Below are 14,836 nucleotides of genomic sequence, written 5' to 3'. Positions count from 1 at the left end.
CTTTCGGAAAAGGTGACTGAGATGACTATACTCACGCGCATCATGCGCGGCAGTATACTTGCGACGGCGAACCATCACGTATGCCTGTATCCCAGTGATCAGACATCTGGCCTTGGAAGTGTGACACCACATGCGAACTCCATACCAAACGGAAAGATGCCTAATTAAAAAGGCAGCAACCAATCCGGATCTTCGACATTCGCTTGCTGAGGGCCGGGCGTGCTGCGTCCGGCGCGGACCTGATTCTTAAACAGTGCTTCCAGTTGCGCAGCGACCTCTGGAGAGCTAGCGAGCACATCGGTGGTTTCTTTCACGTCATCGCTCATGTTATACAGCTCACGTGTGAAGGTCTTATTTTTACGGTCTAGTTGGAAAACCAGCTTCCAATCGCCGCGGCGAATCGCATAGCCACCATCAAAGTCGTGGTGGATCACAGCAGGATTCTCGGCGCGCTCTTTACCTTCATACAGCGGCAGGATATTATGACTGTCTGGCCCCGTATTTTCATCCAATTTCACTCCGGCAATCGCCGCTGATGTTGCCAGAAAATCGTTCAAGCAAATCGGCGTATCGTTGGAACTGCCTGCAGGTGTCACTTTCGGCCAGCGGACGATATACGGCACGCGGTGGCCGCCTTCGTAGATGCTGCGCTTCTGCCCGCGAAACTGATGCGTCAAATCGCAGCCCATCTTCTTTAGCTCGCCTAGCTCTTTGCCGGTGCTGCCGTTGTCGGTAGAAAAAATGACCAGTGTGTTCTCGGCAATTCCCTGCGCATCCAAGGCTTCCAAAACCGTCCCCACTGCCGCGTCCGTCTGGATAATCCAATCGGCATACAGGTTCAAGCCGCTCTTGCCCTTGAATTCATCGGACGGTGCGATTGGAGTATGGGGCGAGTTGAGTGAAAAATAGAGAAAGAACGGCTCATCCTGATGGGCTTTTTCCGCGATGTAACGCTCGGCATCCGCTGCAAGTGCAGGCATTACGGCCTCTAAGGTCCAACCAGGAGCCATGGGGCCGGCAATGCCAAACATCTTCTTCGGCTTCGTCTCAGTGGGTTGATCGACGATCATGTTGTCGCGATAAAACACATACGGCGGCATATTGGGAATATCGTCGCCGAAATAATAATTGAAACCATGATCGACAGGTCCGCCTTTGATCGGCTGCGTAAAATCAAGCTTCCTCCAGTCGTATCTTAAATTCACCTTCTGAAAGTCCGCGCAATTGACAAACAGATGTTGATCCAAACGCATCTCCTCGGCGATCGTCTGCCCCTGCTTATTCGTAAAATCGATACCGATGTGCCATTTCCCGATCATGCCGGTGTCATAGCCTGCATCACGTAGCACTTCTGCCACGGTCTCAATTTCGGGTTCGATCAAGGCAGGAAAGAAGCCCCAAGTCACACCGCTCTTCAAACCCGAGCGCCAACTGTAGCGCCCCGTCATTAGCCCGTAGCGGCTCGGCGTGCAAACCGAGGAGTCGCTGTGCGCGTCCGTAAAGTTCATTCCCTCTTCGACCAAGCGGTTCAAATTCGGAGTCGGGATGGTGCATTTTTCATTATTGGCCTGCACCGAGCCGTAGCCCATGTCATCGGCCAGAATGAAAATAATATTGGGACGTTGCGCTTCGTTCGCGGTAAGAACGGACGACAGGACCAATGAAGCGAGGAACAGCAGTTTTTTCATCATTATATTTAAAAGAGTAGTTAGGAGCTAAACATCAATGTTTTATGACGTCATTGGCTGTCGTCAAATAGCTTCGCCCTTGGATGCAACCGAAGGCCGAAGCCATTTGGCGAATGGTGGATGGTTCATAAACCGCTGATGATCAGCTCCTACCCCCCCGCATTCTAACGCTTCTTAGGATTACCAGATACTATCACACTGCAATTTTTCAGCAATCTTGCGTATACGCGATCATTGCGGGGCAAATACAGGGGCGTGGTGGTGGCCGAGTCGCCTGCGTGTCTATTTAGCAGTAATGCAAAATCCGGTGACTAGTGAATCGGGCAGCTTTTGTGGCAATTTGATTTTTAAGCCCTCGCCCGAGCGGTTCCATTGAATACGCTCGTTACTTCCCAGCATGGTGATTGATTTGATTGAGGCCTCGTAAATGCCACCAGTCGCCAGCGTTTTAATCAGGATATCTTCAGTCGGCGTAGCGAGCACGAAGGCATAGAGCGTGCCCTCTTTCGTTGCCTTTCCTGTGTCCTGACGATGGGTGAAGCGAATGTCTTCTTGGCTGTAGGGCGTGTGGTTTTCGTTACCGCGTCCGCCGTCGATCACCACGGGGCCTTCGCCAAAGACTTTCCATGGCCGACTGCCATAGATACCTTCGCCATTCACCTTCATCAGGTCGCGGAAGGCGTTCAAATAATTCATTTGATATTCGGGTATGGTGCCTTCGCCCGTCAGAGCGATATTGAGCATGACCACGCCATTCTTGCTGATGGAATCGACGGCATTCCCAACCATGGTTGGGATTTTCATGCGATTGGTCGCACCATCACGATAAAACCAAGTGCCGGAAAGATCCGTCGCCCACATCCAGGGCTCTGGCTCGATTTGTGCCGCACTACCGCGCTCCATGTTGTAGGTGAAGGCCTGCTTGTTCTTTTTCGAATCCTTAAATGAGAGCACAACGTCCTGTTTGCCGTGATTCTCCTGTAAATCCTTATTCACATAATCCGTAAACAGCTTCAGCCCCAAGCCGTTTCCCGATTTAAGATCCGGATACGGCGAATCGTTGTTAAACATATCGGGATCATACTTCTCAATAATTTCCCAGCAGCGCGCATACCAATGCTCGTTCCAGGCATCGTCCGAATTGTAGTGCTTGACCGAGTAATCCATATTGAACAACTGCCATGCCAGCGTGCCCGGCTTCTGATATTGGCGCGCAGAACTGAAAAAGCGCGGCGACCAGTAGAGGTGCGTCGATACCCCAAATTTCAGGCCATGCTTTTGCGCAGCGGCTTTCCACTCCTTGAGCGTGTCGCGCTTCGGCCCCATATCGAACGAGTTCCATGGATGGGAGGAATCATACATGTCGAAGTTATCATGGTGCGTCGCAACCGGCATGATGAAACGTGCACCGACATCCTTGACCTCTTGCACCAGTGCATCGGGATCCCACTCCTCTGCCTTGAACATTGGAATAAGGTCTTCGTAACCAAACTCTGCATGAGGGCCGTAGGTCTTGTCGTGCCAATCGGTAAGACGCTGCACGGCTTCGGGATGCTTCGACGCACTCAACTGCCCCTCGGTGCCATACATCCAGGCGCCGTAGTGAGAGCCGTCATGCGGGCGGCCATCCTTGATCGAGGAGGGAATGCCCCAGTGAAACCAGACACCGAGCTTGCCATCGACAAACCAGTCCGGCACTTGATATCCCTCTGCTAAGGACTCCCAAGTTGGTTCGACTGCGCTCACCAAAGGTGGTTCAATGTGCTCTGCACAGGCAAGACTGCCCGACAGGCCTAGAAAAAGTAGCGTGATATATTTAGCTTTCATAAATGTTATATAAATCGGTCCAGCCTGCCTCGATGAATGACGATCAACAAAAAATCCGACACACTTTTGGCAAGTATGCCGGATTCTAAAAGTCACCGACCCTACAGGTGATGTTTAACCCTAATATAGAAAGGAGTGGTCGAGCCGTAGATATCCTTAAGCTTGGCGACGACGAAGCATCACAAATGCCAAGCCAGTGAGACCCGCGAGCAGCGCGTAGGTGCCAGGCTCGGGGATGACAGTGATCGCCAATCCCAAATCGCCTCCACCAATATCGTATGCGTAGTCCGTAGTGAAAGACTGCCCCGCTTCCAAGCCGGTCACGTTCACGCTGGCGAATGTGCCAGCAATGGTGCCGTAGTCAAATAGCTCATAGGTTCCGAGCTCAGTTCCAGCGGTCAGCGCAGTCAGATCGAGATTCAAAGTGGCGTTGGCGATCGACAGCGTATTAGTGACTTCGAACAGCGTCACGGCACCCGCAGCGGAAGCGTTGAAGGTCGCTATTTCATTGTCACCCGCGCCAGTCAAATTACGATTAATGTCCAGATTAGTCACCTTCGCGGTAGCACCGGAATTGACCACCACAAAAAGCCCGCCACCAAATGAATTACCTAGATTTCCATCGGCTGTGCCTGTAGTCAGATCCAGCGTGCCGCCGGTCGCTAGTGTCAACGTGGCTCCGCTTCCGCGGAAATTAACCCCCGAATCCGTTGCGACCGTCAAGGATTGACCATTGCCAATCGTGAAATCGGAATTGAAGGCCACCCACACATTGCCGCTTCCTGCAGTAGGAATATTGTTCACCACCGCAGAGTCTGAACCGCTGGTGGGAACCGTGTTGTCGGGTGTTCCTGTCCAGTTGTCGCCGGCGGCCCAACCGCTTTCATTATTGGCGTCATTCGTCCAAGTAATCGTAGCTGCGTGGGAGACAGATGCGAGCGCCACTGTGCAAGCGAGTGCCAGAGAGGATGTTTTGATGATCGATGTCATTTTCATAAGTGTATATTTTTAGTCTTCAGAGGGGTGGGAGTTAGCAACACGTCTTATTACACCATAATTCCTGCATCTTGCATACCGTCCGTTCGGACGGTAGAGCCGAGCCCCATTCCTCTGGACGCGGATACGATCTCGCTTCAATCTGAAAAAATCATGTTTCCGTATCGGCTTCAACTCGCGCTCATCACCTTTTGCACAGGGCTTTGCTGTGCGACTCAAGCGCAGGAGCCACAGATCGATTTAAAAACGCGCTCCATTAGTCAGCTCGAACAGCAGCTGAATGACATAAATTCCGAGCTCAAAGGCTTGGCCCATCTCAGCCTGCGTAGCGGGATCGGTAACGTCGGCTACCGCTCGATGCAGCAAGTAGCGGACGATCACCCGGAATGGGTGGAGATTCAGCTAAATGCGGAGTATCCCATTGATCAAGTGGTGCTGGTGCCCACGATTTGGCGCGACACCGAAGCAGGCTTTCAAGCCGATGGCTTCCCCTTGGAGTTTCAGATCCGGGCAGGCACCGAAGCAGACAAGACAGGCAAGGTGATCGCCAAATACAGCGAGGCCGATGGCCTTCTGCCGCGGATCGCTCCTGTTATCGTCGCAACCGACGACACCACCGCCTCGTGGCTACGGATCGAGAGCTTCAAACACTCTCGCTGGAAACACTATCCAGAACCTAAATACACACTGCAATTCTCCGAAGTGCTCATCTTCAGTGGCACAAAGAATGTCGCGCTGCATCAAACCGTTCACACTTCAAGCAATATGACTGACAGTGCCGGTGCCTGGGATGAGCGATTTCTGGTCGACGGCTTTGTCCCCTACTTAATGGACTCCGCACTCGGGAGTCAGAGCTTGGCCTACGTCAGCTCGATTGGGCAGCGCCCCACGTTGACGCTCGATCTGGAGCGCCCCTATCCCATTAATCAAATTCATTTACACGCCGTCGATCAAAGCGACACCGTGCCACAGGTCTATGCTGGCGATTTGGGTATTCCACCACACCTTCGGGTTGAAGGTGCCATGCAGCCTAATTTTTCCGACGCAGTCACGATACTGGATTACCAGCGAGAGAGCATCAACAACACTGGGCCGATTCTGATGTGGAATGTCCCTGAAACGACCTGCCGGTATGTCCGGATCGTATCGCTGGGAGCAGACCGTAAAACCGAATTCAGTCCGGATAAATTCAGGATCGGCTATGCTGAAGTAGCGTTATTCTCGGGCGGGCACAATGTAGCATTCGGTAAAGCTTTCCAAGCAGAGGGGACACAAATCCCACCTAGCAGCGCTCGGTTAATCAGCTCATTGACGGATGGCAATAATCTATATGGTCAGATACTGCCGATCCGAACTTGGATGGAAGAGCTGGCTCGTCGGCATGACTTAGAGACGCTCAAGCCTTTGATAGAACAAGCGCTGGCCCAACGCTACGCCCGCCAGAAGTCGCAACTCCGAATGGTGAGTGGGTTAGCAGCATTACTCGCGGCTGCGATCGGCCTGATCATACTGATCCAACGCAACGCGCGACAGCGACAGCTGGCCGAACTGAAAGAACGCATGGCGGCAGATCTCCATGACGAACTCGGAGCCAATTTGCACACCATCCGTCTCTTCGGTGATCTGGCCAAAGAAAGTGTCGATTCACGCAGTGAACTGCTGGAGCTACTGGATCGCTCTTCAGACTTCACGGAGCGGAGCATTCAGGCGGTGCGCAAAAGCCTCGGCGCCTTGGAATCGAAAGACCTGCACCTGCAACTGGTCGATGACATGCGTGACATCTCCAGTCGAATCCTAACGGACCAAAGCCATACAATTACTTTTGAAGGCGAAGCCATGCTACAACACCTCAAGCCACGAAAGCAGGTCGACCTCTTTCTATTCTATAAAGAATGCCTGACCAACATCGTTCGCCATTCGGGTGCAACACGCGTCACCACACAAGTCATCGCCAACCGAAAAAGTATCCAGATCATCGTTACTGACAACGGTCATAGCCTACCGGACTCATTACAGAATCCACCCGCCTCACTCGCCCGCCGTGCAAAGCTCATCGGCGCACACTTAACCGTGGCAAACACTGAGACAGGCACTCACATCACCCTCATCCTCCCCCTGCGCAAATGGAATCTACTGAAATAACCTCGAACATACGTGTATCACTGGTGGAAGACCACCCCGGTTTCCGAGAAATCATCACCCTCTATTTTAAGCGCATCGAAGGCATCGAGCTCATCAGCCAGTTCGGAACCGCCGAAGCGGCACTACGAGTGCTGGAAAAGAGCTCCACACAGACATGCCCTGACGTGATTTTGCTGGATCTAAACCTCCCGGGCATCTCGGGGCTCGATGCGATACGTTGGATCCAAGACTATTCACCAAACAGTAAAATCATCATCCTCACCCAATCCGAAAAGGAGGCCGATGTCGTCGCCGCGATTCGCAGCGGTGCGGTCGGCTACTTGCTAAAATCCGCCACGGCCCAAGAAATTACGGATGGCATCCGTAATGCCATGCAAGGCGGGGCGTCTTTAGATCCCAAAGTGGCAATCTATATATTGAATCTGCTTCAAGGTGCATCGCCCAAAGAGACGCTCGATAAACCGCTCTCCGAACGCGAACTAGAGATCTTGCAACTACTCAGTGCAGGCTTAGTCAAAAAGGAAATTGCTGATCAGCTGAATATTACCATCACCACCGTCAAATATCACATACGCCACATTTATGAGAAGCTACAGGTGGTCAATGCGGCAGCAGCAGTGGATAAGGGGCACCGCACGGGTATTATAGATCGGTAATTCGATTCAATTAGATCAACCATAGAAGCGTGCTTTCAGCTGCTTTTGACTAGTCTCTTTCAAATTTCGTAGCGTGAAGCTTTAGCGAGCGTGCGTCGTGCTGGCTTTCGTGCTGAGGCACTGAACGCTCGCTAAATCTTCACGCTACCAATATCCGATTCAATTAGATCCGAAACAATCAACGTTACAGGATACAGAAAAGTGGCTTAAGTCAGCGCCATTCGGATTCTTACCGCGACCGTCGTCTCAACATCGCACAAGCAATGCTGAGAAAACCAAATGCGATGGCAACGTTCGCTGGTTCTGGAATATCCACATAGTTGCCTTTCTTGCCTGCTTTGTAAAGAGGCTCCAGCGGCTTAACTGAGTCATAGACCCTTACATTCGCCAACTCAAAGCCATAGCCATGATTCAATCCACGGTTCACACCAAAGGCGAAATTTTTGAGCTGAGCAGCTAAGGAAATCGCTGCGCCGTCGAGCAGATCGCCAAAGCTTCCATCAACAGAGGAAATGGTAGTCGTCAGTTGCCCCCCATCGGATACAAGTCCCACGTGATACCACGTGTTGCTGTTGTGCGCAGCAACAGTAGGAGTGAACAACTTTTTCCTCGCTTGCCCAGCGATCAGCAACAGCGATCCATCTTCCGTTTTCTTGTTTCCAACCACAGGTTGCCCAGCGCTAAAGAACTGAAAGGAGCCGAGATCCGTGAGCGTATTGGAAGAGAAAATTCCAGGAAAAGCGCCCCCTTGATCGACCACATCAGTTCTCATCCAGAAAGACACAGTAAATTGTGTTAAATCTCGACTGGAATCAACCATCAGGTAGCTCTGGGGACTGTCTATCTTTGTCGAAGAAGTAAACACTGCACCTGCTGCTCCCAGAGTGACGGGCACCTCACCCGCATTCTTCAACTGGAACGCCGGTCCGACCTCATTATCCAATAGGTCTCCGTCTGAAAAGTCGTAATGCGCGACCAGCTTCGCGTGAGCCGAACTCAGCGTTAAAAATGTAAGTAACAGGGCAGAAGTGAGACGTTTCATATTGATCAAATTCGAGGGGATCAAACTTTACGAACACGTAAAATACGGGGGGGACGGGTAACTTAGATAAGCAGTATAACAGATAAAGCGAAACCTCAAGCACTGAGCTCAAGATTCCATGCTATCCTACAAGGATAGTAACGTAACTCCTGCCTAAGTGTCTATGACGTATTCACATGTTTCCGCCACAATCTTCCGATCTGAATCGTTGCTAGAGCTTGATATCAATGTCGTGGGCTTCCTTTCCTGCTCGCCATAGCCCCGTAGGGTGGAGCGATGCGGGCGACGGCGGGAGCCGTGCCCACCCGATGGTGCATGTGCAATCAATGGCCATGTCGGTCGAGCAGCTACATTCGACGGGCTCATGCCTGGCAACTAACACCTGATGACTACCTTCTAGCTACTCTTTTATAGGATAATGGTGCGGCCGCCTAGCAGGCTGTAACATTCAAAACTTCTCAAATCCTATGGTTTGGCTACAAACATCGAACGGCCAATGCACATTGGAATGAAAAGCGAATTTCTATTCAAAATTGGACGTTTCACGTTCGACGTTCATGCCGACCAAACTCCAGAATACTTCAGCTCTTCGAAGTCTCTCGAGAAACAGATAAAGACGAAACAACGCGAGAGATAAGGCACTAGGTTGATTCTATTGCTTCCAAACAATCTCAGACGTTTCCTGCTCAATATCAACCGTAACACTCGCGTGCTGGAACTCGCGTTGATACACGTAACCCTCTCGAGTCGCCTCCCCTGTCGGAGCACCCAGCGGATATTGATACTCTGGGATATCTTTCATCCAGTATTTGCTTCTGCCATTGTCGACGCCGTAGCCATCGGAAAACATGAAGTAGCTATGCTTTTCGGCGCAGATCAAAAAGAGCGCCAAGGCATACGTAAATCGATTGTTGGGTGAAGCGAATTCCTTGGTCGAGTCTTGGCTGGCTTCCATATCCATATCGGTATCAGCATAACTCCCCTGACCGATAGTAAAGGCAATGATCTTGCCCGACTGTGCAGCAGACTGAATGGCCGCAATCCCCTTTGCCATATACTCCTTGCGCGACATTCCGCCGACCGCGTGCTCGAAGCCTTCGATATAGGAACCGTCGAAAGGCTCCATATATTCGAGCCCTGCGTCAGTAAATCTCGCTCGGATGATGTTAGACACGACAAGGCTCTCTGTTCCAGCAATGGCTCGCAATTGCTTCATGATATGATGATAGCCCTGCTCGACCGCCGTTTTCTTGGCATCGCCTACCTGCCGCTTCAAATAACCGTGCTCCAGCGCCTTAATATTTCCATCCACGAAAATGCCGTCGATATACTCCGAGCCACAGGCCTGCTTGGCGTGGGTCAGCCACCAATCCTGCACCGCAGGGTTCGATAGGTCGTAGGCGGGCACCTTTCCCCGCACTAACTTAGTGTTTCCCTTTTGATCACTGAGAAACGCATCTGGAATCGAGGCTAACTGCGCATCCGCAGCGTAGGCCGAGTAATGCACCAAGATATTACGGTAATAGAGAACCTTCGTCCGAGGGTTGATCGCTTTGACCGCCTTTGCCGCTTTCCAGGTGCCGACCTCGGTGCCGCCAAACTCCTTGGCTCCGGTGGTCTTCTCAAAAGTAATCAGCGGAAAGGTCGCTAAATACTCCACTTCCTGGGGAGTAAACGACGTGGCCTTGCGCACATGCATATAGCGTGGCACCGTGTCCCAACTGAAGTCAGGAAGTCGATCTGCAAAACTAGCAGAATACGTGGTGATCGATAGGATCGCAGAAAGAGCAATTTTAAGAGTGTTCATGAATATAGGGGCGGAGTCAGAGACGAATAATCGGTGCGACTATAGCATATCCGCCGCCGCTCAAGTATCACTTGTTCACGTGATAGGCAGACCAGTCCGCTAACTATTTCTAGGCAAATTATCCCACGTATCCCAGTATCATGCGTTCTTTTGTAGCGGATCCGCGAAGCGGTTTCGGCCAGTGCCTATCGTAGTGCGCAGCTTCTGCTAGTCGAAATAGCTTCGCCAGTCCGCTACACTATTTCTAGGCAAATCATCCCACGTAGCCCCGTATCATGCATTCTTTTGTAGCGGATCCGCGAAGCGGTTTCGGCCAGTGCCTATCGTAGTCGCAGCTTCTGCTGGTCGAAATGGCTTCGCCAGTCCGCTACACTATTTCTAGGCACCTGATCCCACGTAGCCCCGTATCATGCATTCTTTTGTAGCGGATCCGCGAAGCGGTTTCGGCCAGTGCCTATCGTAGTGCGCAGCTTCTGCTAGTCGAAATGGCTTCGCCAGTCCGCTACACTATTTCTAGGCACCTGATCCCACGTAGCCCAGTATCATGCATTCTTTTGTAGCGGATCCGCGAAGCGGTTTCAGCCAGTGCCTATCGTAGTCGCAGCTTCTGCTGGTCGAAATGGCTTCACCAGTCCGCTACACCAGTTCTAGGCAAATCATCCCACGTAGCCCAGTATTATGCGTTCTTTTGTAGCGGATCCGCGAAGCGGTTTCGGCCAGTGCCTATCGTAGTGCGCAGCTTCTGCTAGTCGAAATGGCTTCACCAGTCCGCTACACCAGTTCTAGCCAGCTGATCAATGCGCGGCGTTGACTTCATTGATTTCCCTCCGGAGAAGCACCTACAGCACGTCCGGCGTCCACTCAGGGATGCCCGCCTCCCTAGCCTGTGCCTCGAGCTTCGCGAACGGTTGATCCTCCTTTGCCACTCTGGGGAGGTCTTCGTTCACCATCAGCGGTAGAGCCGACTCCCACCAACCGTCGTAGGCTTGGCGCATTTGAGCGACCACTTCTGGATATTGTTTAGCGACATCCTTCGTCTCCGAGGGATCGTTTTCAATATCGTAGAGCTGCTGATTGTTCACGAAACGCCACTTCTGCGTGCGCATGCCACATTTTTCATATTGAAATGTATCACGCTTTCCTGTCGGCCAGCGACCGCAGTGGAAAAACAATTCACGATCGGCCCAGTCTGCCTTTGAATCTTCTAGCAGCGGTAAGAGGGAACGGCCATCCAAGTCCTGCATCTCATTGGGGAGTTCTGCCCCAGCAAGCTCTGCAAACGTCTGATAGAGGTCAATATGAGCGACCAGGCCATCAATATCGACGCCTGCACCGAGCACGCCCTGCCATTGCCAGAATGCCGGCACGTGGGTGCCGCCTTCATTGGGCGAATTCTTACGCCCTCTCATGCCCGCATTAAACGGAAGCACCTTCTTGCCATTGTGGTTCATGGCTTTCATCGACATCCCATTATCGGTCATAAAGATGATCAGTGTATTCTCCAACGCGTCCCACTTTTTCAAGAGTGATAGCATATGCCCAAAGTTATCATCGATATTCTCGATCATACCATAGCGCGCTGCGGTGCCCTCGTCATAGCCGTCCGCTAAGAAGCGCTGTTTGTATTGGTCCGGTGCATACATCGGCCCATGCGGTGCATTCAGTGAAATATAGGCGAAATATGGTTGATTGGCCGCACGCTGCTGTTTGATCCAGCCCTCTGCTGCATCAAAAAACACGTCCGTGCAAAAGCCTTTCGTCTGAACCACCGTATCATTGTGCAGCAGCACATTATCAAAATAAACGTTTTCACCATTGGCTGGAAAATCGCCGAGACCCGTCTGACCGATCCCGCCTGCGCCATGCATCAGCACTTCGTCAAAGCCCCGATTTTGCGGTAGGTATTCCGGCTCATCACCAAGGTGCCACTTACCAAAGAGGCCTGTCGCATAGCCAGCGCTCTGTAGTGCTTGCGGCATGGTAAAGACTTTCGGTGCCATCCGCTCGCGTTGAAGAATCGTGTGGGTCACGCCGACCTTGAAAGGAAAGCGGCCACTCATGATGGCCGCGCGCGTGGGCGCACACGTCGGGCTGACTTGGAAATCAGTAAAACGCGTGGCGCCTTCGTAGAATTTGTCGATATTCGGCGTGCGCACGATCGTATTGCCCATACAGGAGAGGTCGCCCATGCCTTGGTCATCGGTGATGACCATGATGATGTTGGGACGCGATCCAGCGAGGTTGCTAGCGGCATGGCTGATCGTGTGGCTCGTGGCAAATAGCAGTGCCAGCGTAGCGAGAGGGAAAAGTGAGAGTGTTTTCATAAATGGATAAATGGTCGTCGTTTTCTATTTCGTTTTCTTAGCTGGCCTGACCTGCTTCTTTTCTAATGGAAGATTACGGTCGAACAGCTCACCGAACTTCGCGTGTTTACTGCCGGCAATCGCTTGCTCCTGCCAATGCTTTAGTTGGGCGTCGTAATTCTTACGCATGATTTCAAGCAAGGGTTGAGCCTCCGGATTGTGTGCGAGATTCGTCATCTCCAGCGGATCTTTGCTCAGATGAAACAATTCTTCTGTCGGCTCCATTTCTGAATCACCATACCACCAATAAGTATATTTGTGATCTTTAGTGACCACGGTCAGCGCAGAGGTCGCGCCGCTACCGAAACAGTTCATGAGTGCCATCTGCTCACGAACGTCCGCGCTTGGGTCCTTCAACAGCGGCAACAGACTAACACCGTCGATGTTCGATGGGATCGAAAGCCCGGCCAGTTCCAAAATGGTCGGGGCAAAATCGATGTTGCCGGTCAGAGCCGGGCTGCGGAGCTGTTTGCCAGAAGTCGCACTGCGCGGGTCATAGATCATCAGCGGCACACGCGAGGACTCCTCCATTGGCAGAACTTTCGAGCCATAGCCGTGCGCACCGTTGATGTAGCCATTGTCACTGGTATAGATGATCACCGTATTATCGGCAACGCCCTGCGCTTCCAAGGCCTCACGAATCATTCCCAGCGCCACATCGATCGCGTAGATCTGTTGATAGTATTTACGCATTTCACCGTCGTAGTCGGTATCGTAATGCCACTCCGTAAAACGTGGATACTGCCGCCCCTGCTTACTTTGCGGCGAGAGGTGTGCACCGTTCTCACGGCCGAAGTTCGCGGGTTTAGTAAACGTCTTACCTGCATAGATGTGATCAAATTGCGGATCCGGAGTTGCCGGCTTGTGCGGCGCTTTGAAGCTAATCGACAAGCAAAACGGCTTGTCCTGCTTCACCGCCTCGGTGATCACGTCCTTACTAAATGCAGCATACGACAACGTGGAATGCGGATAATCCTTCGCATACTTCGCCATGGATTTGTTTTTTCCAGTTCGATAACTCGTCTGCCCGTCGGCACCACCCCACAGATCAAAGAACTCGCTACCGTCATAGCCATGCCCATCGATTTTGAAGCCAAACTTACCGGCAAACGCGGTCAGATAACCAGCCTCCCGCAATAACACCGGATACGACTTTGACCAGATCTCGGATGTCATATCACCATGCCCAAAATTGGTGCCCGTTTTGTATTCATACATGCCAGTCATGACATTCGCGCGGCTCGCCATGCAAATCGCAGTCGTATTGTAATGCCGATCGAAAATCACACCATCCCGCCCCAGCTGATCCATCTGTGGTGTCTGCACTTCAGGGTTCCCGTAAATACCGACTGAACCGAAGTTCTGATCGTCTGCCATGAGGTAGACGATGTTCGGGCGAGAGTCAGCTAACACGTGATTACTGACAAATAATAGGAGTAGAGGCGCAGATAGCTTTAAGAACAACTTTGAAGTCCAGGCACTCGCCCTTTCTTTCGCTAATAGCGAAGAGCTCATTTTAAAAGCCTCCACGGAAACAGAGTGAAAAGTTTTAATACCGATTTTCATTTTTTTAAAAATAGCATTTTTGATCTATTTTGGGTCTACTGTTTCAGTGATTGAAGCATACTGCTGGATGCTGGCAGCAAACACATCTGCCATCATCTTTTTTCCGATGTTATTGTAATGAACGCCATCTCTGCAGTTCGCTTCCTGACCTGCCATAGCGGATTGAATATCGATCAGTGTTACACTGGGATCTTCCGCAATCTTCTCGATGATAGGGATGATGTGACGAACCAGATTATCACGTCGCCCGATCCGTTCGGCCTTCATCTCTTCCCGTTTTTCAGCCGCTGGGAAAACAGGCAATGGAGTCGCTACAAATATCTGCGGCTTGCTTGGCAAGGCTTGAAAAGTCTCGATCAGTTTTTGATAGCCCACCAAAAATTCTTCTTCGGCAGAGCCTTGAAACGGCGTTTCGCGCTCGAGATCGTCCCACCAGCGAGGGTTTGCATCGTTGGTCCCCAGCATAATGATGACGATGTCAGGATTGGATTGAATCGCCTTCTCATATTCAGGGATCTTATGGTATGGACGAAGGCTTCCTTCAATAACCGTCGCCGCACCTATTCCGCAGTTGATCGTTTCCCAACCATCTCCCAGCGCTTCCTGAAGTAACTTCGGATAACCTGCTTTCGTATTACTATCTCCAACACAAGTGATGCGAATCACCTCGCTCGCATCTACGTAATGCGCCGCAGACAGAAACAGAGACGCCATAACCAGAATAATATTTTTTATTTCCATAGAATTAA

Annotated in this window: 10 protein-coding genes; 2 read left to right on the top strand and 8 right to left on the bottom strand. The window is 51.5% G+C overall.

Annotation, left to right across the window (positions count from 1 at the left end; translation table 11 throughout):
* Positions 1-164: 164 nt before the first annotated feature.
* The 3 genes from GZZ87_RS17970 to GZZ87_RS17960 all read right to left on the bottom strand — a co-directional run bounded on the left by GZZ87_RS17970 (position 165) and on the right by GZZ87_RS17960 (position 4,511).
* Positions 165-1,691 carry an arylsulfatase gene (locus GZZ87_RS17970; protein WP_162025967.1) on the bottom strand — a complete coding sequence of 509 codons (1,527 nt, stop codon included), beginning with the start codon at positions 1,689-1,691 and terminating at the stop codon, positions 165-167.
* 279 nt (positions 1,692-1,970) lie between these two features.
* Positions 1,971-3,515 (bottom strand): alpha-L-fucosidase, encoded by a 1,545-nt coding sequence (locus tag GZZ87_RS17965; protein ID WP_162025968.1) that lies wholly within the window; start codon positions 3,513-3,515, stop codon positions 1,971-1,973.
* A gap of 156 nt (positions 3,516-3,671) precedes the next feature.
* Positions 3,672-4,511, bottom strand: a complete 840-nt coding sequence (locus tag GZZ87_RS17960) for a PEP-CTERM sorting domain-containing protein (protein WP_162025969.1) — start codon at positions 4,509-4,511, stop codon at positions 3,672-3,674.
* 153 nt (positions 4,512-4,664) lie between these two features.
* Here GZZ87_RS17960 and GZZ87_RS17955 point away from each other — a divergent pair, with 153 nt between their 5' ends.
* Together GZZ87_RS17955 and GZZ87_RS17950 are read left to right on the top strand one after the other, a co-directional pair.
* Positions 4,665-6,653 (top strand): histidine kinase, encoded by a 1,989-nt coding sequence (locus tag GZZ87_RS17955; RefSeq protein ID WP_162025970.1) that lies wholly within the window; start codon positions 4,665-4,667, stop codon positions 6,651-6,653.
* Positions 6,635-7,309, top strand: a complete 675-nt coding sequence (locus GZZ87_RS17950; RefSeq protein ID WP_244648067.1) for a response regulator transcription factor — start codon at positions 6,635-6,637, stop codon at positions 7,307-7,309. The genes GZZ87_RS17955 and GZZ87_RS17950 overlap by 19 nt, the downstream gene beginning before the upstream one ends.
* A 229-nt stretch (positions 7,310-7,538) precedes the next feature.
* On the opposite strand, the gene GZZ87_RS17945 is transcribed toward GZZ87_RS17950, so the two are convergent.
* The 5 genes from GZZ87_RS17945 to GZZ87_RS17925 form a co-directional block, all read right to left on the bottom strand.
* Positions 7,539-8,351, bottom strand: a complete 813-nt coding sequence (locus GZZ87_RS17945; RefSeq protein ID WP_162025971.1) for a LamG domain-containing protein — start codon at positions 8,349-8,351, stop codon at positions 7,539-7,541.
* A gap of 652 nt (positions 8,352-9,003) precedes the next feature.
* Entirely contained in the window at positions 9,004-10,158 is a 1,155-nt protein-coding gene (locus GZZ87_RS17940) for a putative glycoside hydrolase (RefSeq protein WP_162025972.1), read from the bottom strand.
* 839 nt (positions 10,159-10,997) lie between these two features.
* Positions 10,998-12,482: an arylsulfatase gene (locus GZZ87_RS17935; RefSeq protein WP_162024798.1), complete on the bottom strand. Its 1,485-nt coding sequence runs from the start codon at positions 12,480-12,482 to the stop codon at positions 10,998-11,000.
* A 24-nt stretch (positions 12,483-12,506) separates the two neighbouring features.
* Positions 12,507-14,036 carry a sulfatase gene (locus GZZ87_RS17930; RefSeq protein WP_162024799.1) on the bottom strand — a complete coding sequence of 510 codons (1,530 nt, stop codon included), beginning with the start codon at positions 14,034-14,036 and terminating at the stop codon, positions 12,507-12,509.
* Positions 14,037-14,111: 75 nt separating this feature from the next.
* Complete coding sequence (locus tag GZZ87_RS17925; RefSeq protein ID WP_162024800.1) at positions 14,112-14,828, bottom strand: GDSL-type esterase/lipase family protein; 717 nt, start codon at positions 14,826-14,828, stop codon at positions 14,112-14,114.
* Positions 14,829-14,836 lie beyond the last annotated feature (8 nt).

Source organism: Lentimonas sp. CC4 (assembly GCF_902728235.1).
In the GTDB taxonomy this organism is placed as follows: domain Bacteria; phylum Verrucomicrobiota; class Verrucomicrobiia; order Opitutales; family Coraliomargaritaceae; genus Lentimonas.
The sequence above is the reverse complement of the archived record's forward strand: the minus strand, read 5'-3'. Positions and strand labels throughout refer to the sequence as shown.